This window comes from Acidobacteriota bacterium, from assembly GCA_009861545.1.
In the GTDB taxonomy this organism is placed as follows: domain Bacteria; phylum Acidobacteriota; class Vicinamibacteria; order Vicinamibacterales; family UBA8438; genus WTFV01.
Genome location: VXME01000154.1, coordinates 23,186 through 43,738, shown reverse-complemented (window position 1 = coordinate 43,738; position 20,553 = coordinate 23,186). Strand labels below are relative to the sequence as shown.

General features: G+C 70.6%; 23 protein-coding genes and 2 tRNA genes. 9 read left to right on the top strand and 16 right to left on the bottom strand.

Annotated elements, in window-relative coordinates; genetic code table 11:
- Window positions 1–4: 4 nt before the first annotated feature.
- The 3 genes from F4X11_24030 to F4X11_24020 form a co-directional block, all read right to left on the bottom strand.
- Entirely contained in the window at window positions 5–271 is a 267-nt protein-coding gene (locus tag F4X11_24030) for a hypothetical protein (protein ID MYN68053.1), read from the bottom strand.
- 160 nt (window positions 272–431) lie between these two features.
- Window positions 432–689: a hypothetical protein gene (locus tag F4X11_24025; protein MYN68052.1), complete on the bottom strand. Its 258-nt coding sequence runs from the start codon at window positions 687–689 to the stop codon at window positions 432–434.
- On the bottom strand, window positions 680–934 hold the full coding sequence (locus F4X11_24020; protein ID MYN68051.1) for a hypothetical protein: 255 nt from the start codon (window positions 932–934) through the stop codon (window positions 680–682). The genes F4X11_24025 and F4X11_24020 overlap by 10 nt, the downstream gene beginning before the upstream one ends.
- A gap of 302 nt (window positions 935–1,236) precedes the next feature.
- Between F4X11_24020 and F4X11_24015 the strand changes: the two genes are divergently transcribed.
- Window positions 1,237–1,434, top strand: a complete 198-nt coding sequence (locus tag F4X11_24015; protein ID MYN68050.1) for a hypothetical protein — start codon at window positions 1,237–1,239, stop codon at window positions 1,432–1,434.
- A 151-nt stretch (window positions 1,435–1,585) separates the two neighbouring features.
- On the opposite strand, the gene F4X11_24010 is transcribed toward F4X11_24015, so the two are convergent.
- The 9 genes from F4X11_24010 to fdhE all read right to left on the bottom strand — a co-directional run bounded on the left by F4X11_24010 (window position 1,586) and on the right by fdhE (window position 7,947).
- Window positions 1,586–2,026, bottom strand: coding sequence for a hypothetical protein (locus tag F4X11_24010; protein MYN68049.1), 441 nt, complete (start codon window positions 2,024–2,026; stop codon window positions 1,586–1,588).
- A 252-nt stretch (window positions 2,027–2,278) separates the two neighbouring features.
- The gene (locus F4X11_24005; protein ID MYN68048.1) at window positions 2,279–2,623 is read right to left on the bottom strand and encodes a histidine triad nucleotide-binding protein; all 345 of its coding nucleotides are present in this window, start codon (window positions 2,621–2,623) and stop codon (window positions 2,279–2,281) included.
- Window positions 2,624–2,638: 15 nt separating this feature from the next.
- Window positions 2,639–3,523, bottom strand: a complete 885-nt coding sequence (gene prmC, locus F4X11_24000; GenBank protein ID MYN68047.1) for a peptide chain release factor N(5)-glutamine methyltransferase — start codon at window positions 3,521–3,523, stop codon at window positions 2,639–2,641.
- A 44-nt stretch (window positions 3,524–3,567) separates the two neighbouring features.
- Entirely contained in the window at window positions 3,568–4,647 is a 1,080-nt protein-coding gene (prfA, locus tag F4X11_23995; protein ID MYN68046.1) for a peptide chain release factor 1, read from the bottom strand.
- Between the two features lie 6 nt (window positions 4,648–4,653).
- On the bottom strand, window positions 4,654–4,899 hold the full coding sequence (moaD, locus tag F4X11_23990; GenBank protein ID MYN68045.1) for a molybdopterin converting factor subunit 1: 246 nt from the start codon (window positions 4,897–4,899) through the stop codon (window positions 4,654–4,656).
- A complete protein-coding gene (locus F4X11_23985) occupies window positions 4,890–5,384 on the bottom strand; it encodes a molybdenum cofactor biosynthesis protein MoaE (GenBank protein ID MYN68044.1) in 495 nt (164 codons plus the stop codon). The genes moaD and F4X11_23985 overlap by 10 nt, the downstream gene beginning before the upstream one ends.
- 33 nt (window positions 5,385–5,417) lie before the next feature.
- Window positions 5,418–6,245, bottom strand: coding sequence for a bifunctional hydroxymethylpyrimidine kinase/phosphomethylpyrimidine kinase (gene thiD, locus F4X11_23980; protein ID MYN68043.1), 828 nt, complete (start codon window positions 6,243–6,245; stop codon window positions 5,418–5,420).
- A gap of 17 nt (window positions 6,246–6,262) precedes the next feature.
- Window positions 6,263–6,958 (bottom strand): methyltransferase domain-containing protein, encoded by a 696-nt coding sequence (locus tag F4X11_23975; protein ID MYN68042.1) that lies wholly within the window; start codon window positions 6,956–6,958, stop codon window positions 6,263–6,265.
- Window positions 6,959–7,005: 47 nt separating this feature from the next.
- A complete protein-coding gene (gene fdhE / locus F4X11_23970) occupies window positions 7,006–7,947 on the bottom strand; it encodes a formate dehydrogenase accessory protein FdhE (GenBank protein ID MYN68041.1) in 942 nt (313 codons plus the stop codon).
- Window positions 7,948–8,027: 80 nt separating this feature from the next.
- On the opposite strand from fdhE, the gene erpA reads away from it, so the two are divergent.
- The 4 genes from erpA to F4X11_23950 are packed head-to-tail and all read left to right on the top strand — an operon-like array spanning window position 8,028 to window position 11,510.
- Window positions 8,028–8,396, top strand: coding sequence for an iron-sulfur cluster insertion protein ErpA (erpA, locus tag F4X11_23965; GenBank protein ID MYN68040.1), 369 nt, complete (start codon window positions 8,028–8,030; stop codon window positions 8,394–8,396).
- 57 nt (window positions 8,397–8,453) lie between these two features.
- On the top strand, window positions 8,454–9,440 hold the full coding sequence (locus tag F4X11_23960; GenBank protein MYN68039.1) for a hypothetical protein: 987 nt from the start codon (window positions 8,454–8,456) through the stop codon (window positions 9,438–9,440).
- 53 nt (window positions 9,441–9,493) lie between these two features.
- Window positions 9,494–10,363 carry a PHP domain-containing protein gene (locus F4X11_23955; protein ID MYN68038.1) on the top strand — a complete coding sequence of 290 codons (870 nt, stop codon included), beginning with the start codon at window positions 9,494–9,496 and terminating at the stop codon, window positions 10,361–10,363.
- Complete coding sequence (locus tag F4X11_23950) at window positions 10,191–11,510, top strand: HAD hydrolase-like protein (protein MYN68037.1); 1,320 nt, start codon at window positions 10,191–10,193, stop codon at window positions 11,508–11,510. The genes F4X11_23955 and F4X11_23950 overlap by 173 nt, the downstream gene beginning before the upstream one ends.
- A 36-nt stretch (window positions 11,511–11,546) precedes the next feature.
- Here the strand turns inward: F4X11_23950 and F4X11_23945 are convergent.
- Window positions 11,547–11,643 (bottom strand) — tRNA-Sec (locus F4X11_23945).
- A gap of 172 nt (window positions 11,644–11,815) precedes the next feature.
- Window positions 11,816–12,022 (bottom strand): cold shock domain-containing protein, encoded by a 207-nt coding sequence (locus F4X11_23940; GenBank protein ID MYN68036.1) that lies wholly within the window; start codon window positions 12,020–12,022, stop codon window positions 11,816–11,818.
- A 362-nt stretch (window positions 12,023–12,384) separates the two neighbouring features.
- Between F4X11_23940 and F4X11_23935 the strand changes: the two genes are divergently transcribed.
- Together F4X11_23935 and F4X11_23930 are read left to right on the top strand one after the other, a co-directional pair.
- Complete coding sequence (locus F4X11_23935; protein MYN68035.1) at window positions 12,385–13,140, top strand: nucleotidyltransferase family protein; 756 nt, start codon at window positions 12,385–12,387, stop codon at window positions 13,138–13,140.
- Window positions 13,141–13,193: 53 nt separating this feature from the next.
- Window positions 13,194–13,269, top strand: a tRNA-Ala gene (locus tag F4X11_23930).
- A gap of 25 nt (window positions 13,270–13,294) precedes the next feature.
- Here F4X11_23930 and F4X11_23925 read toward each other — a convergent pair.
- Window positions 13,295–14,428: an asparaginase gene (locus tag F4X11_23925; GenBank protein MYN68034.1), complete on the bottom strand. Its 1,134-nt coding sequence runs from the start codon at window positions 14,426–14,428 to the stop codon at window positions 13,295–13,297.
- Window positions 14,397–14,618 carry a hypothetical protein gene (locus F4X11_23920; GenBank protein ID MYN68033.1) on the bottom strand — a complete coding sequence of 74 codons (222 nt, stop codon included), beginning with the start codon at window positions 14,616–14,618 and terminating at the stop codon, window positions 14,397–14,399. Before F4X11_23920 ends, F4X11_23925 begins: the two co-directional genes overlap by 32 nt.
- Window positions 14,619–14,895: 277 nt before the next feature.
- Between F4X11_23920 and F4X11_23915 the strand changes: the two genes are divergently transcribed.
- Entirely contained in the window at window positions 14,896–17,805 is a 2,910-nt protein-coding gene (locus F4X11_23915) for a hypothetical protein (GenBank protein ID MYN68032.1), read from the top strand.
- Window positions 17,789–20,539: an AAA family ATPase gene (locus F4X11_23910; protein MYN68031.1), complete on the top strand. Its 2,751-nt coding sequence runs from the start codon at window positions 17,789–17,791 to the stop codon at window positions 20,537–20,539. The genes F4X11_23915 and F4X11_23910 overlap by 17 nt, the downstream gene beginning before the upstream one ends.
- Window positions 20,540–20,553 lie beyond the last annotated feature (14 nt).

The following is a 20,553-nucleotide window of genomic DNA, read 5'->3' as shown; positions in this document are numbered from 1 at the left end:
GAAATCAGCGTTCACGTTCGCCGAGATCGGTGTTCAACTTCAGCGAAATACCCAGAACGCGGGCAAGACAGCCGTGAGCGGGTTGCAGCGCCGAATCTGCGCCCGGCAGTCCCACCTCTCGGGGTCGCCGCGGAGTGCAGTGACGTGCGTGCGATCCGTCATCGATCACGTCGTGCCACCAGCCCGAGGTCGCCGGCGCCAATGTTCCAATGTAGACCACGCGGAGCGGGCTTCTGGGCTTGCCCTGGGCCGGCTGGATGGCGTCGTGCATCAACTCCCGCCGACGACCTCCCAACTGCCGGGCTCGTCGGCCACCAAGAGCGGGCAGCCGACGATCCCATCGTGGTCTTCCCGTTCGAGCTGAGCACCCGCAGCCCCGTGTTGTTCTGCCGGTGCGTGATGCCGATGCGGGGCGCTGAGTCGAGGAAGCGCTACTCCCCGGTTGGCTCCAGCCACGCCCGGACGAACCGGAAGCAGAGCCGCGCCTGCTCGATGCTGCCGGCGCAGAGCAGGTACTCCGCGCCGTCTTCGTGTAGCTCGTCGCCCGGGGTGAGCGCCCGCGTCAACAGATGTGCCGCGAGCCAGCTCTTCCCGTTCCCGCGAGGAATCGAGCACGCGGCAGTGTCGACGTGCGGCGCGAGTGCCGGCTTGACGAAACGCCGCTGAAACGGTCGCAGACCTACATCCATAGCGTCAGAACATGCAATCCGACGCCCATCGCGATCAGGAAGAGCCCCACAGCTACGCCCCACCGTGCGATGCCCTCCCTGCGCTCCCTGTCGCGGAGGATCTCGTCAGCCTCTTCCTCGCTGGCGGTGTACACCATCAGCGGGGTTTCCGTGGGTCCAAAGAGTGCCTTGGCCATGACGGGCCCGAACTTCAGCAGAAGCAGGCCACCGGCGCCGTCTAAAAGCAGCGCGATGATCGTGGTCACCGTTCTGTGGTCCATGGCTCAATGCTTACGCGGAAGGGGCCACACCTCGCTCCGCGCCTCCCGTCAGCTCGCCGCGTCAGGTTCCGCCCGGCGCCGCGTCGTCGGCGCGTTCGATCAGCTCGTCGTGCACGCCGTCGGCGAGGCGGCGCGTGAAGTTGGCGGACGCGGGGTCGAAGCGCTGCACCTGCGGCGCTCGGGCGAAAGCCCGCAGCAGGGTTGACGAGCACTTACCTCAGCGACTGCTGGCATGCCGACAGGCCCCAAGGCTGCACGGGCGCGATCGCGGGCGTCGTAGGTCATGCGTGTTCTCGCAGCCGCTGGAGGATGTCGTCGACACGGCCGATCACGTCGAGCGTCGCACCACCGTCGAGATACAGGCCCTGGCGCAACAGGTGGGCATCCGTCGAGCGATCGTACGCACGCAGCCATCTGTTGATGGAGAGGTGGGCGGGACCCGCGGCGCGAAGGTGCTGCGCCTGCCCGCGGGGTCAGCAAGGTGACGCGATGTCGGCAGGGGCGAAGAAAATGGGCTCTGCGTCCTTGCGGCTGCAGAGCCCTTCAGTGTCCCCCGGCGGCTCGTGATCGCCCGCCGGGGACTGCTACCCACGTGTGGGTAGTCTTGCAAGCCCGATTTATCGGGAACGCTGTACATCATTGGCTATAGACATCGTCGGCGTCAAGCCCCAAGAGGTCCCTGATTCTGTCGTAGAGGCCCAAGGCGATCAACACTCCATCGTGGATCGCCTCGAGATCTGCCTCGAGCACCTGTGGAGGCGGGGTGACGTACCCGCCCCGGCGCCTCACTTGGCTCAGCCGCGCCAAGGAGACCGTGTAGAGCATGTCGCACTTCGCAATGGACAACTTCGAGCCAAGCTCGACAGGCACCGAGCGAGGGTCCATCAGGTGATGGAAGCGTTCCATCGGATCTGGAATCTGGGTGCTCAAGGGCACAACGGTGTAGAGTCCGGAACCCCTCCGACGTCTCGGAGAAACGACCACTACCGGTCGCTTCTTGATCATCTCTGGGGCCTTGAACCCGCGAAAATCGCACATCAACAGAGTGCCTGGACCGGGGTGGAAGTTCAGCGGCATCGGGCGATGCTATCCGACTGTCTCTCGGCACATCCGTTACCTTCAGATCCGTGAACGGCCGGCGGGAGATGGCTCGTCGCCGCTGGGTTGGCTCCGGCGCCGAATCCTCGAGCGCGATGATTGCGCTATCGCTGCCTCAAGCGCCTGAGGTACGCGAGGCATCACCTTCTGCAATCCTCGAGCGATGCAGGTGCGGTCGCCGATGAGGATCGGTTCCGAAAGGGCGGAAAACAGCTGGTTGTAGGCCGACCCCTACCCGGGCGGCCAGGTCATGTCGCGGCCGGCGAGCAGGTGCAGGTGGATGTGGAACACCGTCTGGCCCGCCGCGGCGTTGCAGTTGAAGACCGTGCGGTAGCCGGCCGTCGCGTGCCCGCGGTCGGCCGCGATCCGGCTCGCCAGGTGCACCATCTCCCCGACCAGCTCCGCGTCGTCGGCGGTCAGGTCGTTGAGGGTGGAGATGTGGCGGCGCGGGATGATGAGGACATGGATGGGCGCCTGCGGGTTGATGTCCTTGAAGGCGACGAGGCGTTCGTCTTCGTGGACGACGTCGGCCGGGATCTCGCGGGCGGCGATCTTGCAGAACAGGCAGTCGGCCATGGGTCGTTCTCGGTATCAGGCGATGGCAGCGTCCACGGATCGGTCGGCGGCGATCACGGCGGTTCGCGGAATGCCCTGCAGGTCGGGTCGGATGTCGAGCAGTTCGACGCCGCTCGCCGCGGCCACGAGCTCGCGAAGCGCATCGGCCTGACCCGTTCCCATCTCCACGAGGAGCCGGGCGTCGGGGTCGAGCCCGGCCGGCGCCGCACGCAACAGGCCACGCAGCGGATCGAGGCCGTCGGGGCCTCCGTCCAGCGCGATCCGGGGCTCGTGGAGGCGGACCTCGGGCGGAAGCGAGCCCAGGTCGCGGGTCGGAACGTAGGGCAGGTTCGCAACCAGCAGATCGATCCCGTCGCCATCTTCGGTGAAGGATCCGGCCAGCCAGTCGCCGAGCGTGCCCTCGATCCAGGCGATGCGGCCGGCGACGCCGTGCGCTGCCGCGTTCCGACGGGCCACGGCCAGCGCGGCCGGCGAGATGTCGATCCCGGTCACCGAGGCCCGTGGGAACTCGCGGGCGAGGGTCACCGCGAGACAGCCGGACCCGGTCCCGACGTCGGCGATCCGGAGCGGCGCCCCCCGGCGATCGCCGAGCAGCTCGACCGCGGCCTCGACGATCAGCTCGGTCTCCGGGCGCGGCGTCAGCACCGCGGGGCCGACCGCGAAGGCGAGCCCCCAGAACTCGCGGCGCCGGGTGATGCACGAGACCGGCTCGCGCTGCCGCCGGCGCGCGACCAGCGGCGCGTACCGCGTCTCGAAGCTCGGGGGCGCGGGGTCGCGGCGGCGGGCGAGCCAAGCCGCGCGATCCCACCCGAGTGCGTGACGGGCCAGGACCTCCGCGTCGATCTGCGCCTCGTCTGCGGCGATTCCCGCGCGCGCGAGGCAGTTCCGCGCCCGCGCCACCCGGTCGACCAGGGACGTCGCCCCGTCGCCCGCGCGCGGCTCCGTCACGCCGGCGCCGCCTCTTTCTCCGACTTCAGCTTCTCGGACTGGTAGTGGGTGACGACGGTCTCGACGAGCTCCCCCAGATCGCCGGCCAGCACCTCGGGCAGCCGGTGGGTCGTGAAGCCGATGCGGTGATCGGTGATGCGGTTCTGGGGGAAGTTGTAGGTGCGGATCTTCTCCGAACGTTCGCCGGTGCCGACCTGCCCGCGCCGGTCGCTGGCGATCTCGGACTGTTGCCGCTGCAGCTCGATTTCGTAGAGGCGCGACCGCAGCACCTTCATGGCCTTGGCCTTGTTCTTGATTTGGGACTTCTCGTCCTGCTGCGAGACGACGAGTCCGGTCGGCAGGTGGGTGATGCGGACCGCCGAGTACGTCGTGTTGACGCTCTGGCCGCCCGGACCGCTGGAACAGAACGTGTCGATGCGCAGGTCCTTGGGATCGATCCGGATGTCGACCTCCTCGGCTTCCGGCAGCACCGCCACGGTGGCGGTGGAAGTGTGGATACGCCCGCTCGCCTCGGTGCTCGGGACCCGCTGCACGCGATGCACGCCGCTCTCGTACTTGAGGCGGCTGTAGACGCGCTTGCCCTCGATCAGCGCCACGACCTCCTTGATCGCGCCGACGCCGGTCTCGTTGGACGAGAGCACCTCGACGCGCCAGCCCTGCTCCTCGGCGAAGCGCTGGTACATGCGGAAGAGGTCCGAGGCGAACAGGCCCGCCTCGTCGCCGCCGGTGCCGGCCCGGATCTCCAGCACGACGTTCTTCTCGTCGTTCGGATCCTTGGGCAGCAGCAGCACCTTGATTGCGCCCAGGAGCGTGTCCCGGCGCTCTTCCAGGATGCTCAACTCCTGCTCGGCCAGCTCGCGCAGGTCGTCGTCGTCGCCGGCGGCGAGCTCCCGCGTTTCAGCCAGTTCCTCCACCACCGCCTTGTACTCGCGGAACTGCTCGACGAGCGGCTGTATCTCGGAGAGCGCGCGGGTATGGCGGCGATACTCCTGCTGGTCGGCCTGCACCGCCGGATTGGCGATGAGCGCCATCAGCTTGTCGTACCGCTCCTCGATTGCCTGCAGCTTGTCGAACATGACCGATCAGCCTCCCGAAACGGGCGGCAGAAACGCGATTTCGTCGCCGTCGGCGATGCGGGCGTCCATCCGTGCGTACTCGGCGTTGACGGCGACGGACACCGCGCCGCGGTAGGCGGCGAGCTCGGGGTGCTCGTCCGCCAGCAGTCTCCAGACCGTGTCCGCCGTGGCGTCCCCGGGCAGTTCGCGCGCCAGGTCGGAGGCGCCGGCGATGTCGCGCAGCCGGGCGAAGAGTCGGACCGTTACGCGCATGCCGCCTGCAGGGCCCGCCCGCGGGCCTCCTCGTCGTCGGGATCCGCGGTGGCGCCCTCGATCCAGACGTCCCCGCCCTCGAAGAACTCGTGCTTCCAGATCGGCGTGATCTGCTTGATGCGCTCGATGGCGTAACGGCACGCTGCGAACGCGTCCGCCCGATGCGGCGACGCGGCGGCGATGGCGACGCTCGCCTCGCCGACGGCCAGCCGCCCAACGCGATGGTGCACGGCGACGTGGGTGTCCGGCCAGCGTTCGTACGCCTCGGCCGCGATGCGTTCGAAGGACTTCACCGCCAGCGGCTCGTACGCCTCGTACTCCAGCCGGTCGACGCGCCGGCCTCGATTCTCGTTGCGCACCGTGCCCAGGAACGAGGTGACGGCGCCGGCGCTCGCCGCCGCGTCCGCCAGGCGACGCGCGACGAGGTCGATGATCGGTTGCAGTTCCAGCGGCTCGGTGGTGACCACGAAGGCCGGCGCCCCCATGTCCCGGCAGTATAGCAGTCGCGCGCCGAGTGATCAGTCCGCGCGCCGGCTCGGCCCGCCGGCACGCGCCGCGACCGGTGGTCCGTGACCGAGAACGCGGCCGCCGCGGCCGAAGCGATGAGCCTGCCGAATCGCCGCGGCGACGTAGCGCTGCGCGCCTTCCGCGGCCGCGGGCAGCGCCAGCCCCGCGGCAAGACCGGCGGTCAGGGCGGCGCTGAAGGTGCAGCCCGTGCCGTGGGTGCGGCTGCCGGCGGGGCCGCCGACGCGCCCCGTCGCGATCTCGACGGCGCCCGTACCGTCGTCGAGGATGTCGACGACAGTGTCCGTCCCGTCCAGGTGTCCGCCGGTGACGATGACGGCCGCCGCGCCGAGATCCCGGATGCGCCGCGCTGCCTCCCGCGCTCCCGCGAGCGAAGTGACCTTCGCGCCGCTGAGCCGCTCCGCCTCCATCCGGTTCGGCGTCACGACCGCGGCCAGCGGCAGGAGCCTGGCTTTCAGCAGGTGGAAGCCGCTCTCGTCGAGCAGCGGATTGCCGCTCGTCGACACAAGAACCGGGTCGACGACCGGCGGGATGGCCAGCGCCGCGAGCTGCTCGCAAACGACGGCGACGATGGAACCGTTCGCAAGCATCCCGGTCTTGGCCGCCGCGACGGGGAAGTCGGCGGCGACGGCCGCGATCTGCGCCGCGACGACATCCGGAGGAAGCGGGTGCGTACGCGGGATCGCGTGCGGGTTCTGTGCGGTGACGGCGGTGACCGCGCTCAGTCCATGGACGCCGTGCGCGGCGAAGGTCAGCAGGTCGCGCTGCACGCCGGCGCCGCCTCCCGAGTCGCTCCCTGCGATGGTCAGAGCGGCGTGCATCGCGGGCGGCGGGGCGTCTATCCGGCCGGCGGTCCCGCGTCGTTGCGAACGAAGACGAGCAGGTACTGGTAGCGGAATTCGTCCTCGCGGGCCAGGAGTCGGAAACCGGCGGCCTGGGCGTCGCGGATGACCGTTTCGGGCTCGACCCGCTCGTCGAGCGGGGGGCCGGGGCCGCCGCCGTCGAGCCGGTACTCGACGATGCCGACCCTGCCGCCCGGCTTCAGCCGGGGCATGACGTTGCGCAGCAGGGTTACCGGATCCTCGATCTGGCTGTACACCTCGACCATCAGCAGCGCGTCGATGGGACCCGGCAGCATCGGGTTGCTGGGGGTGCCGATGATTGCCTGCACGTTGGTGAGTCCGGCCCGCCTGACCCGGCGGTTGATGGACTCGATCATCTGGGGCTGGATGTCCTCGGCGTAGACGAGGCCGTTGGGGCCGACGCGCTGCGCCAGGCGCACGGTGAACCAGCCGCCGCCCGCCCCGACGTCCGCCACCACCGCGCCGTCGAAGATGCCGAGGGCGTCCATGATGAGCTCCGGTTCCTGCCAGGCGTCCCGGTCCGGTCCCTCGAGCACGCCGAGATCTTCAGGCGGAAAGAGGCGGCCGTGGGCGGGGCGTACCTGTGCCTGGGCGGCTGCGAGGCCCAGGAAGAGCAGGGCCGGGCACAGCCAGACCGCCAGCCGGGCGCCAATCCGTGGTGCCGTGCGCATTCCCCCTATCCTAGAAGTCTGCGCCGCCGGACGCAACGAAGTGAGTTCTACACCGCAGACTGGCGGGATTCTTCCGGGCACGGTGCATCCGGCTCGGCGACCGGCCGCATCGAGGGACGCGCGTATCCGCGTCCGGCTGCGAGCACGTCGAGGTCGCTGGTCTCCAGGTCGAGCACCGGCAGAATCGCGAACGGCGTCGCCGCGGGCAGCTCGATCTGCTTCAGGTAGCCACCGCACGCCCGGCAGAACTCGATGCGCCTTCCGGACTGCGCTTCGCCGGCCGCCGCGGTGAGGAACGCGGTCCCCGATTCGGCGCAGTAGACGCACGCGTCGGCTCGAGGACTCCAGTCGGCCCCGCAGAACGAGCACCGCGCGTAGCGCGCTCCAAGCCGCACCTCCGCGAGGGCCGGCCAGGAGCCGCAGGCGGGACACTCGCCGCGGGACCACGCGCGCAGGGCGCTCCGCACCTCCGGCGGGGCGGACGAAACGGACACCAGCGCGGCGTGCTGGAGCCTGTGGGCCACCGGTCCCACGGCAAGCTCGGCGACCAGCCAGACCAGGTCCGGGGCGACGCCGACGTGGTTCGCCCGCTGGCGGATCGCTTCCTGCCGGCGGGCGAGGGAGGCGCGCAGCAGGGACCCCGGCTCGATCTCGCCCGTCTCGATGACCGCGCGCCCGCGCCGCGCCGGGTCGCCGGCGCCGCCGGCGATGAAGTCGTCGCAGAACCCCAGGAGGAACGGCAGCAGCCTGTCGACGTCGATGTCGACCGCCAGATCGAGCACCGGGGCTCGTTGCCGTCCGAGGCGTTCGAGCAGGTCGGCGGGCGCCGCACTCGTCTCCCCGGTGATGCGGGGGACCTCGGCCATCAACTCCACGCTGCGCGTCACGAGCACCCGCTGCATGTCGACGGCGGCGCCCAGGTCCGGCCGCGCGTCCGTCAGCCGCAGCCAGCGCCGCTCCGCGTCGTCGAGGGGATCGTCGTGCGCCATGCGCCGCCAGTATCGCACGGCCCCGGCAGGCGTGTTCACGCGAGAGTAGGCGCGCTATACTGTGGTACGCACTTGGGGAGATGATTGAAGTGGCTGAAACGACTACGCTTGTGAGCGGGCCGGTGGCCGTGACCGACGCGGCGGCAGGCAAGATTCAGGCGCTGCTGGCCGAGGAGCAGAAGAACGACGCCGGCTTGCGCGTGTTCGTTCAGGGTGGCGGCTGCTCCGGGTTCCAGTACGGGTTGATGATCGAGGAAGGCTCGGGGGACGCCGAAGCGGACAGGATCTTCGAATCGAACGGCGTCAAGCTGTTCGTCGATCCCATCAGCGTGCGCTACCTCGCGGGAGCCGAAGTCGATTTCGTCGACAATCTCATGGGCGGCGGTTTCACGATCCGCAATCCGAACGCGAAGTCGACCTGCGGATGCGGGCAGTCGTTCGGAACATGACCGTAACCGGTTTCGACGAGTTCGCAGCTTCGTCGCGGCGCCGGCCCCGGCCGGCCGATGCGTGAGATGGATCCGCAGTCCGAGTACGTCGAGCGCCATCGCCCTCCCGGCGGCCGGCGGTCCGGCAAACGCGATCTGATCGTCAACATCTTCCTGCAGCAGGACGGGCACCTGAGTGCCGACGATCTCGTGGACGTGGTGCGCCGCGACGGCAGGAAGATCAGTCGCGCAACGGTCTACCGCACGTTGCAGTGGATGGTCGAGGCGGGCATCGCACGCAAGGTCGACTTCGGCGAGGGCCGGTTCCGGTTCGAGCATTCCTACCGCCATCCCCGCCATTTTCACCTCATCTGCAAGAGCTGCAACGAGTCGTCCGAGTTCCTGTCGTCGGACATCGAGGGGCTGATCGAGGAGATCTCGGCGGCGCGGGGCTTCGAGTCGCGCAAGAGCGTGGTGCAGATCTACGGCACCTGCGAAGCGTGCCGGACCGGCCGCCGGCCAACCGCGGACAAGGTGACGACGGAACTGCTCTTCGCCCGCGACGCGTTGCGCATCGCCATCGCGACCGAACGCAGCGGCCTCGAGTTCTACCGGCGCGCCGCCCGGCTGACCCGGGATACGCGCGGGCGCCAGGTGTTCAAGAAGCTGGCCGAAGAAGAGAAGGAGCACCTCGCCACACTGGAGGCGCGCTACGCGGAGCTGGTGCAGCAGGATCCGCGACTCGAATCGCACCCGACGTTTCTCTTCTTCAAGGGGGCGGCGAACGGGCTGTTCGCCGCGGGGGCCGAGGAGCTGTCACGCGGCGTCGACGACAGGGCGGCTCTCAAGATCGGCATTCGTTGCGAGCGCGGTTCGCATCGTTTCTTCAAGCGCTACGGCGAGCGCTTCGAGGATTCGGAGGGCAAGCGGATCTTCCTGGAGTTCGCCGAGGAGGAACGCGAGCACTTGGAGTTGCTCACGAGCGAGTACCGCGCGCTCCGCGCCCGGCAATCCAAGACGGCGGCGGCGACTCCCGCCAAGCGGCCGCGGCGCGCGAGTGCGTAACGGACGGCACGCGGATTCTTCGCTCTCTCCGTAGGTCCTGCGCGGTCGAGTCCATGATCGATCTCCATACCCATACGACGGCGTCGGACGGTGCGTTGGCCCCGCCCGAGCTGGTCGAACGCGCCCATCGCCTCGGGATTCGGACGCTCAGCGTCACGGATCACGATACCGTGGCGGGGATCCCGGCGGCGGTGGCGGCGGCCGCGGCGCGCGGCATGGAGTTCCTCCCCGGTATCGAGATCACCGCCGTGCACGAGCGGCGCGACGTGCACATGCTCGGCTACTTCCTCGATCCTGCGCCGGTGGGACTGGCGGCGTTTCTCGATCGCCAACGGCTGGACCGCTCGCGGCGTGCTCGAGAGATGGCCGCGCGTCTGGCGGCGCTGGGGGCGCCGATCGACCTGGAGGACCTCATCGCCGGCGCCGAGGCGGGGGGCAAGACGGTCGCCAGGCCGAGCATCGCCCGCGCGCTGCTCGATGCCGGCCATGTAACGAGCCTGCAGCAGGCCTTCGACCGCTGGCTGGCCGAGGGCAGGCCCGCCTACGTGCCGCGCACCGGGTCGTCACCGGTCGACGTCGTCCGCCTCGTGAAACGGTCCGGCGGCGTCGCGGGGCTGGCGCATCCGGGGTTGCTCCGCAGGGACGACCTGATCCCCGAGCTGGTGGAGGCAGGCCTCGGCGCCATCGAGGTCTACCACAGCGATCACGACGCGGCGGCGCAGTCGCATTATCTGCGTCTGGCCGGCCAGCATGGTCTTGCCGTGTCGGGCGGTTCGGATTTCCACGGCGACGACCATCCGCGGGCTGGCTGTTTCGGACGCGTGGGCCTTCCGCGCGAGCGTTTCCCGCCGTTGTTCCGGCGGGTTCGGGAGGCGCACGCCGCGGTCCGAGAACAGTCGATGCAGTCCGAGGTGCTGCAATGACGGCGGCCCTCGTCACCGCGACCGTGCTCGGGATCGGGGGCCTCTGGTACGTCACGGTCCTCGGCTTTCTGGCGTCCGCCCCCGAGCAGATTTCGCGCCACGTGACCTTCGCGATCTTCTTCACGTTCATCACGTTGCTGGCGCACTCGATGACGATGTTCTATCTGATCGGCAAGGGGAAGGCCATTCGCGAGGCCGTGACCGACGGAGGGCTGTCCGACGAGTTGCATCTGGCGGTGGCCCGGGCGCGCCGTCCCGTCTTCTCGACCGGGACGCTGGCCATGGCCCTGACGATGCTCGCGGCGATTCTGGGGGGCGGCGTCGACACGGATGTGTTGCCGGCCGTCGTGCACTCGTTGCCGGCCGTCCTGGCGTGCGTCACCAACCTCCTGGCGTTTCGCGCCGAGCTCGTCGCACTCGCCACGGCGGCGGATTCGGTGGCCGAAGTCAACCGGTTGCTCGAGTGACGCGGCTTCTGCTGTTCGACATCGACGGGACTTTGCTGCTGTCCGGCGGAGCCGGCACGCGCGCCCTGAACCGCACGTTCGAAGAGCTCTTCGGCGTCGCCGGCGCGTTCTCCGGCATCGCGGTGGCGGGGCGTACCGACCCGCTCATTCTGGGCGACGCGCTCCACCGCGCCGGGGTCGCGGCGGACGCGGCAGAGCGCCGGCGATTCCTGACGCGATACTGCGAGCACTTCGAGCGGGAGATCCTGCTGCCGGGGCCCAGGAAGGGTCTGATGCCGGGGGTGCGCCGCCTGCTCGAGCGGCTGCGGGAACGGCCGGACACGGCCTGTGGGCTGCTGACCGGCAACATCGCCGTGGCGGCACGCATCAAGCTGGAGCATTTCGCCCTGCAGCGCTACTTCACGTGCGGGGCCTACGGCGACGATGCGCCGCGGCGTGACGATCTCGTGCCGGTGGCCGTCGGCCGAGCGAGGCGCGCCGGCATCGATGTGGCCTCGGCGAACCAGGCGGTAGTCATCGGCGACACTCCGTTGGACGTGCAGTGCGCCGCCGCGGCGGGCGCCCGCTCAGTGGGTGTCGCGACGGGTCCGTTCACCGAAGAGGAGCTATGGCGCGCGGGAGCTGACGCGGTTCTCCCGGATCTGACGGATCCGAGCCGCTTTCTGCTTGCCGCGGGCTGAATCCGCGAGGCCTTCGCCGACCGAAGCGGCAAGGGTTGGCGGAAGCGCCTGGGAGTCGAACCCAGCCCCCCCGCGCGAGCGGGGAGCGACCGATTTTGAAGACCGGGAGGGCCACCGGGCCCCGTTCGCTTCCCCGCGGTAGATTGTCTGTCGGATTCGTGCTGGCTGGCGCAGAACCGCACGCATGCATCAAGAGCACGCGCAATTCACTGGCGCGTGCGCTAAAGCGAAGCAAACGTGGCGGCCTGCCTGGGACGCGATCTGAGGACGACGGACCTCGGCCGGCCGACGACAGGAGCCGCCGGCTAGCCTTCGAGCAGACGAACTTCTCCGGCGCGCGGTCCCTTCTCCGACTGCTCGGGAGTGAACTCGACACGCTGGCCCTCACGAAGGAGCTCGAACACGGCGCTGCGCACCGCACTGCGGTGGAAGAAGTGCTCGATGCCGCCCTCGTCGCGGATGAACCCGAAACCCTTGTCGATCAACAGACGTGCAATAGTGCCGCTCGGCATGCCGTTCCTCCGCGGGAGCGCGCCTCCAACCCAACCGGCGGACACCACGCTCCCTTGAGCCGCCTGCATCCCCGCCGCCACTTCCCCGACCCCCGGGAATTTCCCTACGGCTTCCACGCGGATGCGTAACCGGAAGCAGGCAGTCTAGTAACGTCGCTGTGAGAAGTCAACCACGTTTTGGATTCACCCGGAGCACGGGCGCGTTGCGCGCCTATCCCGGTTCGTCGCCTGCCGCGCCGGACGGCCGCTGCTTCGGTTTCTTGGGCGGCGGGTACGTCGTCCAGAAGTTGCGCCCGCACGCCGCGCACTGCCAGAACTGCTGGGGCGGCCACGGCTGACCGGGCGCCGGATCCCGGAGCTCCATGTCTTGCCCGCACTGCTGGCAGCGAATCCGAATGTCCACGTTGCCGTTGCTCATGTGGCAGATTCTAGGAGCCTGCGCCGCGGAACGCAACGCGCGTCGGTCGGGCTACGATCGAGGCGTGACCGTGCCGGGCCTGATCCTCACCGGCGGCCGGTCGTCGCGCATGGGACAGCCCAAGGCGCTCCTTCCGGTCGACGATCGGGATTCGTTCGTCAGCCGTCTGGTGCGCACCCTGCGCGAGGCCGGCGTGGACGACCTCGTGGTCGTGGCCGCCGGCGACGGGCCGGTCGACGCCATCCGTCGGGCGCTGGCGGCCACCCCGCCGGAGCCGCGGATCATCCTCAATCCGGATCCCTCGCGGGGTCAGCTCTCGTCGCTGCTGACCGGCCTCGAGGCGCTCGACCGCCCCGGCCTGGATGCGGTTCTCGTCACCCTGGTCGACATTCCCCTGGTGGGCGTCTCCACCGTTCGCGCCCTGCTGGAGGCGTATGCGCGTACGCGCGCGCCGATCGTGCGTCCAATCCGGCGGCGCGATTCCGCGCACGGGCACCCGGTCGTGTTCGACCGGTCGGTCTTCGAAGCGCTGCGTGACGCCGACCCGCAAGCGGGAGCGAAGCCGGTGGTGCGCGCGTTGGAAGCGGCGATCGAGAACGTGCCGGTCGACGACAGCGGCGCCTTCGTCGACATCGATACGCCCGAGGCGTACCGCCGGGTGTTCGGCCGACCGGCGCCGGCGAGCCTTGCGCCACGTTGATCGGAGGGACGCGGTTCCCTAAAATGAAAGTCGGGCGGCCAACCGCCCGGTGTGGGCCAGTGGCGCAGTTGGGAGCGCGCGTGAATGGCATTCACGAGGTCACGGGTTCGACCCCCGTCTGGTCCACCATCCTCCCCGCCCGGCTTCCGCGACGTCAATACATCGTGAACATGCGCTGAATCTCGGCGCCGTCGCGCGTTCTGGTCAGGGCCAGCATCAGCAGGACCCGCGCCTTGACCGCCGAGAGGCTCTCGCCGGAAACCCGGCGCCCCGCGCCGCGCGAGTCCGCCGTTCCGGCCGGCGGCGCGATCTGCCGGAGACGAGCCGGCACCCGGCCGCCTCCGGTTCTCGTGGTCAAGACCACCACGATGCCGTCGGCGATGACTTCGTCGATTGCGGCGGCCTGGTCCGGCGTCGTCGAACCCGCGCCGGCCGCGGCGACCACCACGCCATCGGCGCCGAGGTCGCGGGCCGCCCGGACGAGGTCGCCCGATGCGCCGACGTAGCTCGTCAGGAGGACTACGCGGGGCAGTCTGTCGAGCCTGGCGACGTCGAACTCGGTCCGGCGGGTGTGCCGGCGGGTCGGACGCCGGTAGTACTCGATACGATCCGCGTCGACGACGCCGAGCACGCCGCGGCGCCCGGAGTCGAAGCTGTCCAGCCGTTGTGCATGCGCCTTCCTTACGTCGCGCGCCGCGTGGATCTCCCCGTTCACGACCACGACCACGCCGCGGTTGCGCGAGGCCCGCGCCGCGGCGACCCGGACGGCGTCGAGCAGGTTCGCCGCGCCGTCGTAGCCGGGAGCGTTCGGTGGGCGCATCGCACCGACCACGACGATCGGCCGGTCGGTCCTGACCGTCAGGTGGAGGAAGTAGGCGGTCTCTTCGAGCGTGTCGGTCCCGCTCGTCAGGACGACGCCGTCCAGGTCGCCCCGCGCGGAGAAGAGACGGTTGAGCCGCCGGGCCAGCGCGAGCCAGTGCTCGACCGTGAGCGAGCTGCTCGGCAGGTTCGCGAACTGCTCGGTCTCGACCTCCGCGTAGCGCCCCGCCGCGGGAATCAGATCGGTCAGCTCTCGAGCCGTCAGCCGGCCGTCGGGATGGTTGGCGATCGTGCCGCCGGTGGCCAAGACGCGAACGGTGGCGCGGGGGCGGAACTGCGCGGATTCGACCGCGGCCGGCGCGGCCGCCAGCCAGACACCGGTCGCCACCGGCAGCCAACGTCGAAGACGCATCGCGGTGCGGGCCAACCCACGGCTACTATAGCGAATCCGCCTCGATGCCATGGGCATGCGAGAGCCACGTGACGAGTGCTTCGAGCGCGGCACGGGGCGTCGCGCCGTAGAAGGGCATCAGGGCGGTCGGAACCCCGGCGGAGCGAACCAGACAGGCCCGCCAGCGGTTTCCCACGACGGGTCTGACCTCGATGGCATAGGGCTGGCCCCCGATGGTCTGCTCGAAGCGTTGAACGGTAGGGGGCATGGGTAAGGGTGGCGGCGCCGGACGCGAGTCCCGAAATTCTAACGAGCCGCCGGGTTCAATCAAGCGAAAGCCGACACGAATGCCGCGTCCACAGGTCGAGGGGCGTATGCACCACAAGGGAAACCGGCTCGAAAAAAACTGTCGCGGCCAGGAATCCACAGGTGGGACACAGATTGTCCACAGTGTTTGAGCAGCCGGCATTCGGGACCGCACGTAGGCGGAGATCCCGCGGTGCGCGCGCGGGGGTCGGTCGGTTCGGCTCTGCGGGGAGCGCGCCTTGATCACGCCGCGGGAGACGCACCTGTTGCGGGCGCCGACGCTGCGCGCGTTCCAGCACGCAATCGTGGATGCGGTGACCGGCTGCATCGAGGCGTCGCGGCCGGCAGCGGTGCTGACACCTACCCGAGCGGCGGCGGGTCAGTTGCAGCGCACGCTGGCCGCGGCGAGCGTGGAGCACCGTCGGGTGGCCCTGGTCACCCGGAGCGAGTGGTACGAGTGGCTGCGCGGGCGGCACGGGTCCTGTCCGCCGTTGCTCACCCCGGTTCAACGACAGGTTGTCGGCGCCGCCGCGGCCGCCGAAGCACGGGCCGCCGGCTGCATTCCTCCGTTCCGCCTGCGGCCCGGCATCGTCGCGGCGCTGCTGGCCTTCTACGATCAGCTCCGGCGCCGGCGCCGCTCGGTCGACGCGTTCGAGCGTCTCCTGCTCGACGAGCTAGAGCCGAGCGCGGACCTCGATCGCGGAGCCCGGCGCCTCCTGCTCCAGACCCGTTTCCTGGTGGCGGCGTTCCGAGCCTACGACCGCAGGATCGATACGCGCCGCCTTGTCGACGAGCATCGCCTGCGCGAGCGGCTGCTCGCCGCGGAGCCGCTCCGGAAGGTGTCGGAGATCGTCGTGACGGTACCGGACCAGGTGGCGGACGCGGCGGGTCTGTACCCGGCGGACTTCGATCTGCTGGCGCGTCTCCCGAGGCTGGAGCGGGTCACCGTCATCGCGACCGATGGGGTGCTCGACAGCGGTTTTCGGGAGCGGCTCGACGATTTGCTGCCCGGCCTCGCGGAGACGCGCGTCCGAACCGACGGCGGCCGCCCGCCCGCCGTCGTCGTTCCCGATTCGTCGGCGGATCGGCCGTACTTCGTATGGCGAGACCGCGAAGAGGAGCTGCGCGGAATTGCACGCCGGGTGCGCCGGGGCGTTACGGCCGACGGGCGTGCGCCAGCGGCCGCCGCGGTCGTGGTGCAGCGCCCCCTGCCCTATCTGTATCTGGCGCCTTCGGCCTTCGATGCGGCCGCGCTGCCGGTGACTCCGGGCGATGCGCTTCCGCTCGCCGTCGAGCCCTACGCCGCGGCAGTCGACCTGGTCCTCGCGTGCGCGGCGAGCGGATTCGGTCGCGGGCCGACGATGGAGTTGCTGCGGTCGCCGCACTTTCGTTTCGAAACGGACGGGCCGCCGCCTGCCGCCGGGGCCGTTCGCGCGCTCGACCGTGCGCTGGCGGAAATGCGCTTCAGCGGCGGGTTGGACCTGCTCTCCGGGTCCGCCGCGGACTGGGCCGCGGAGACGGAAACCCGCCGCGCGGCGGCCGGCGCCCTGCGCTGTGTGCTCGCGCTGGCTGGCGAGCTGCGTCCGCTCCGGGAGCCGCGGCCGCTGGCCGCCCAACTCGAGACGCTCCGCTCGTTCCTGCAGCGCCATGCGGCTCCCCTCGACACCGGCGAGCCGGGCGGCCGGGCCGGGGAGGGGCGAGCGCTCGTCTGGCAGGGCCTCGAGGCGCTCGAGGCGGCGAACCGTTCGCTCGACGACGCCGGACGCGAGGTCGACGTCGTCGAGGTCACGTCGGTCGTGCGGCGCTGGATCGAGAGCCGGACCCGTCCCGCGGGCGCGCCGGTCGAAGGTGTCCACCTCATCGACGTCCAGGCGGCCGTGTACGGGCGGTTCGACGACGTGTTCGTCGCCGGCCTCGTCGAGACCGAATGGCCCGGACGCACGACCCGCAACGTCTTCTATCCGGCCGGTCTGCTGGCGGGGCTCGGATGGCCGCGCGAACGCGATCGCCTGCGAGCCTCCCGCGCCGCGTTTCGCGACTTGCTCGGACTGGCGGACAAACGCGTCTGGCTGTCGACATTCGTGCTGGAGGACGACGCGGTCGTCGCGGCTTCGCCGCTGCTCGAGGACCTCGACGGCTTCGTTGCCGAGCGGGTGCCGGCGCCGGACCACGATCCGGCCGGGGCGCCCGGCGACCGGCTCGGGCCGCCGGGGGATGCGGGCATCGGCCGGCGCTGGCGGGCCCTGCGCGTCGGGCGGACGAACGGGTCGCGCGCCGGTGGTGCGCGGGCGTCCGGCCGCGCCGGGCGTCAACCGGCGCGTGCGTACACCGTGAGCGCGCTGGAGCGGTACGCCGGTTGCCCGTTCCAGTACTTCGCGTCTCACGCGCTCGGCCTCGAGGTGGAGCGCGCGTCCGAGCAGACGATGACCCCGGAACAGCGGGGCCTGTTTCTGCATCGTGTCTTCGAGTCGTTTTTCCGCGACTGGCAGAGGGCCGGTCGCGGCGCGGTGACGCTGGCCACTCTCGACGCCGCACTGGAACGCTTCGAGACAGCGGCGGAGGACGCCCTCGGCGCGCTGCCGCCGATCGACCGGGCCGTGGCTCGCGGCTGGCTGCTGGGCTCGGCCGCGTCCCCCGGGCTGGCCGAGCGGGTGTTCGTCGCCGAGATCGAACGCCAGACCGGGGTCGTCGAGCGGCTGCTCGAATACCGCATCGACGGGCGCTTCGAGCTCGGAAGCCCGCCGGCCCGCCGGACGGTGGCGATTCGCGGCGTCGTCGACCGCATCGATCTGCATGCGGACCGGACGCTGCGGGTCATCGACTACAAGGCCAGCCGGCCCCCGGATCCCTCGCGCGCGCTGCAGCTCCCGGTCTATGCGCGCTGCGCCGAGCGGCAGTTGCGCGCCGAGCGCGGCGAGCACTTTCGTGTCACCGAGGCGCTGTACGTCGCCTTCGGCGATCCCCGGCTGCAGGTGTCGGTGCCCGGGGGAGACGTCGCCGCGGCGATTGCCGAGGGCGAGGCACGAGTCGTGGCGCTGGTGGAGGCCATAGAGGCGGGCGAATACCCGCCCCGGCCGGTGGATCGGCTGCGGTGCATGACCTGTTCGTTTCCCACCGTCTGCCGCAAGGAAAATGTCGAGGACGCGTGACCGCCGGTCGGCCGCCGCACCGCCGGATCAGGCGGCCCGTCTGGCCGCGGTGGATCCGCGCCGCAACGTCGTGCTCGAAGCCTCGGCCGGCACCGGCAAGACCTCGGTGCTCGTTACCCGCTATCTGAACCTGTTGCGCGCCGGCATCGATCCCCTGCACGTGCTCGCGATCACCTTCACGCGGCAGGCCGCGGCCGAGATGCGCGAGCGGATCGTGGAGGAGTTGAAGCAGGACGCCGCGCGTTCGCGCGCCGGGGAGGCGCGCTGGCGCGAGCTGCGCGAGCGGCTCGGGGAGATCACGATCAGCACCATCGACGCCTTCTGCCTGTCGCTGCTGCGAGAGTTCCCGCTCGAGGCCGATCTCGACCCGGACTTCGCGGTAGCGGACGAGATGGAGATTCCCCACATCGTCCGGCAGGCGGTCGAGCGGACGCTGGTGACCGGCAGCGCCGCCGCGCATGACGATCCCGACGTCGCCATGCTGCTCGCGCAGCTCGGGCCATGGCGCGTGCGCCGAGCCGTGACCCACCTGCTGCAGCGGCGCACCGCGGTATCGGCGGCCTTGAGGCGGGTCCTGCGGGGCGTGCCGCGGGACTCGACGGCGGCCGGCGCCTGCCGCGCCGCGGCGGCGAGCCTTGCGGATCGGATGGGCGGGATGCGCACCAGCTTGCGGCGCGTGCTGGATGACGGACCGTCCGAGAGCGGATCGTTCGCGGTGGTGGCCCGCGACCTGGCCGACCTCGGCCGGCTCGCGGAGCGGGAGCCGGCGCGCATCCGGGCGGCGCTGGATCGGCTGCGGGCGTACTTCCTGACGCGCTCGGGCGCACCGCGCAAGCGGTTCACCGATCCCCGCTTGCCGGGCGGCACGCCGCGCGGCCGCCGTTTCCGCGCGGCCGCGGCGACGCTGGCGCCGGTCGTGCACGACGTGCTGACCCGCTTCGATCGCGACGTGAACCTGGCGCTTGCGCGCGGCGTGCAGCGCCTCTTCCGCATCGGCGTGGCCGAGTACCGCCGCGAGCTGGAGGCACGCGCGCTGCTCGACTTCTCCGACGTTCTCGAGCGTGCGGTCGACCTGTTGCGGAAGATGGACGAGTTCGCGCGTTCCCGCTATCGGCTCGAGTCGCGCTATCACCATGTGCTCGTCGACGAGTTCCAGGACACGAGCCGCGTCCAGTGGGAGCTGGTCTCGCTGCTGGTGCAGTCCTGGGGCGAGGGCAGCGGACTGGTGGACGACGCGCCCCTGCCGCCCAGCGTGTTCGTGGTCGGGGACCGCAAGCAGTCGATCTACCGTTTCCGGGACGCCGACGTTTCCGTGCTGGAGGACGCGGGAGTCGCGGTCGCGGCGTTGCGGCCGGACGGGCCGGAGGGCCGGGTGCGCCAATGGATCTCGCACAGCTTTCGGGCCGTGCCGGACCTGCTCGCCTTCGTCAACGACCTCTTCACGGCGATCGAGAAGGCGCCGGCCCGGCGCGACGCCTTCCGGTTCGACGAGCACGATCGCTTTCCGTTGGCCGGGCCGCCGGACGCGGCGGGAGGCCGCGACCCGGCGCTCGGGCTCGCGGTGGGCGAGAGCGTCGAACGGTGTGCGGAGCTGGCGGCCGGCGAGATCGCGCGCCTGCTCCGGGACGGACAGGTCCGCGACCGCCGCACGGGTCTGCGCCGCCGGGCCGAACCGGGCGACGTCGCGGTCCTCTTCCGTTCGCGGCAGAGTCATGGCGAGTTCGAGCGGGCCCTCCACGGACGCGGGATCCAGACCTGCGTGTACAAGGGTCTCGGTTTCTTCGACGCCGAGGAGATAAAGGACCTGCGGGCACTGCTCCGGTACCTGGCGAACCCGTGGTCGGAGCTGCGGGCGGCGGCGCTGCTGCGCTCGCGGATCGTGGGCATCTCGGACCGGGCCCTCGCGCGCCTCGCCGGGGGGCTGTCCGACGCGCTGCTGGCTCTCGATGTCCCGCAGGCGATGGCGGATCTGCACGGTGACGATGCGGAGCTGCTGGCCCTGGCGCGCGATACCGTTCCGCGATGGGCAGCACTGGTCGACCGGGTGGCGCCGTCCGAGCTGCTCGACCTGGCGCTGGTCGAGTCGGCCTACGACGCGGAGCTCGGCGCCGGCCACGCCGTGCAGGCGCGCGAGAACGTCAAGAAGTTCCGCGGGCTGGTCAGGCGCGTGCAGAACCGGGGCTACGCCACCATGGCTCGTGTCGCCGAGCATCTCGATCAACTGCCGGGCGATGTGTCGAACGCGGTGGTCGATGCGTTCGATGCGGTCAACCTGATGACGGTGCACGCCGCCAAGGGGCTGGAGTTCCCGGTGGTGCTGCTGGTCGATCTCGGACGCGGCGCGGGCGCCGCAACGCCTCCGGTCCGGGTGACGGACCGGGGCGACACGGAGGCGTCCGTGTCCGTCTGGCCGTTTCGGACCGAGGCGGACGAGGACCAGCGCCTGGCCGAGCGGGAGGAGAGCAAGCGCCTGCTGTACGTGGGCGCCACGCGCGCCCGGGACCGTCTCTATTTCTCCGCTGTCGCCACCGGCGGCCGCGTCGAGCCCAACCGCGGCAGCCTGGGAGAGGTACTGCCCGCCACCTTCATCGCCGCCATGGAGCGGGCTGTGGCCGGAGCGCAACCCGAGATCGACTGGACGGGAAAGACCGGGCGAAGCCACCGGCTCGCGGTCGTAGGCCCGGAACAGCCGCGGGACCGCGCGTCCGCCGGCGACCGGAGCGCCGCGTCGTGACCGATCGCGCCGGC